Annotated in this window: 2 protein-coding genes; both read left to right on the forward strand. The window is 35.0% G+C overall.

Going from position 1 to position 2195, the window contains the following annotated elements:
* The first annotated feature begins 142 nt into the window (after positions 1-142).
* Positions 143-805, forward strand: a complete 663-nt coding sequence (locus MV052_RS02950) for a 4Fe-4S dicluster domain-containing protein (RefSeq protein WP_297440826.1) — start codon at positions 143-145, stop codon at positions 803-805.
* Positions 793-2058, forward strand: a complete 1266-nt coding sequence (locus MV052_RS02955) for a polysulfide reductase (protein WP_297440828.1) — start codon at positions 793-795, stop codon at positions 2056-2058. Before MV052_RS02950 ends, MV052_RS02955 begins: the two co-directional genes overlap by 13 nt.
* Positions 2059-2195 lie beyond the last annotated feature (137 nt).

Raw genomic sequence — 2195 nt, forward strand, 5'->3', positions numbered from 1 at the left:
GCATAAGCTTTAGTCGCGAGGAATTTAACTCGGACTTGTTCGAGGTGGAAGAGATAATCAATAAGAGCAATTCTATGCAAAGCATAAGCTTTAGTCGCGAGGAATTTAACTCGGACTTGTTCGAGGTAAAGGGGACAATAAAATGAATTACGCAATGGCACTTAATTATCAAAATTGTATAAATTGTAAAGCATGTGAGACGGCATGTAAGGAAGAAAACGGCGTACAACTTGGAGCTGATAAGCAGCGTATTTGGGTGGGCATTACTGAAGGAACTATATTTGGTAAACCATATTTAAATCTTTACCCTTCTCAGTGTAACCACTGTATTGATGCACCTTGCGTAAGTGTTTGCCCTACATATGCAAGTCATATTGTTGATGGAGGAATTGTTAAAGTAGATCCAAGCAAGTGTATTTTATGTAAAGGTTGTATGGAAGCTTGTCCTTATGATGCTAGATTTGTAGATGATACAATGGTAGCAGTTGATAAGTGTACATTCTGTGACCACCGTATAGATGAGTATGGCACGACTGCTTGTCAAGCAACATGTCCTACTAAAGTTAGGCTATTTGGTGATTTAGATGATGAAGATAGTGATATTGTTCAACTACTTAAAACAAAGAAATTCTTCTTTCAAAAAGAATCAGCGGGAACACTTCCTAAGCTCTTTTATATAGTCCCAGATAACGAGTCATATGCAAGACAGAGCATTTCTCACAACACAGTAATTCACACATGGGATGATTTTAAACCAAAGTATGATGCAGCAAGAGACAAAAGGAGTAAAGAATGGAAAAGATAGAAATTTTAGGTCTTGAAATTAATAGAGTAAGTATATTTAGTCTTTTGTTCAATAAAGTTATGTTGATAGCATATATTTTGTTAGGGTTGGCATTTTTTGGCATTTATGAAATTGTTGAAATGAGATACTTTAGTGAAGCAGCAAATGCGCATGCTTCTGGATTGGACCCTACAAATCCTGAGCTTAGAGAGGCGATGAGGCTTGCTGTATTTGGCTCCGTCGGAGAGGTTAGCAGAGAAACCCCTTGGACTCTTTTTATTGTTAATTATATGTATATGATATATACAGGTAGTGGAGTTATATTTTTAGTTGCGCTTGCAGAGCTTATGAAATTTCATATAGTAGAGAAAGTTGCAGCAGCGTTTATGGTAGCTGGTATTTCTATGGTATTTGCAGGACTTTTTACAATTGCCACTGATTTAAATATTTTAAATATGCTAAGTATGTTTACTTCTCCAAATATTGGTGCAGGTATGTGGTTAATGCTGCCTTTATATAGTATATATATCCCTTTTGTTCTATTTGAAATATATCTAGTATTAACTAAGAAGAGAGAGCTAGCAAGAAGATTAGCTCTTCCTATTCTTATTATGAGTATTGGCGTCGACCTTGTGGAGTATTATATTCAGGCAAAGCTATTTTCAATGAACACCGCTCGTCATTTGTGGACAGAATTTCCAGGATTGATGTTCTATTTTATTATTTCAGCATTTGTTTCATCTCTAGGAGTTATGGGTATAGTGACATATTTGGTTCACAAAGGAAAGTCTGAGTACAAACACCTTATGGAGCTTATAAGAAGAGCAATGCTCTTTTTCATATCTATTTTGGCACTATATGAAGTATTTGCTTACATGGCAGTTGATAAAGACTGGACACTTATTATTCTCTTTGGTGAGTTTAAAATAATGTATTTTGGAGGATATATACTACTTACTTTAGCCCTACCTTTTTTACTAGTTTTTAGAGAAGGAAAGCCATTTTTAACAGTATTAACATCTATTTTTGTTATAATAGGAGGCTATATAGGGAGATATATTTTTGTATATGGTGGTAATGCAAACCCAATGAGTGATAGATTTGGTACAGGATATGAAAAGTATGATTTCTATTCGTTAGCAAGTAGCTTTAATTATCAAAATCCACATTTGGGAGAGATTCTTATAGTTATAGGCTCAATTGGAGTTGTTTTGGCAATTTATAGTATATTTGATTCCTTATTTTCAATAGGTAAAATCAGAGACAATCATTAACAGAACAGACAAGGCACCATTTCTGGTGCCAAAATCTTAAAAAAAGGAGCGCAATATGAGAGTAAAGTTACTAAGCATAGTGGCACTAAGCACAGCACTACTATTCACAGGATGTGCAAAATATGAGGCGGTCACGC

This window comes from Sulfurimonas sp. (assembly GCF_026988655.1).
Classification (GTDB): domain Bacteria; phylum Campylobacterota; class Campylobacteria; order Campylobacterales; family Sulfurimonadaceae; genus Sulfurimonas.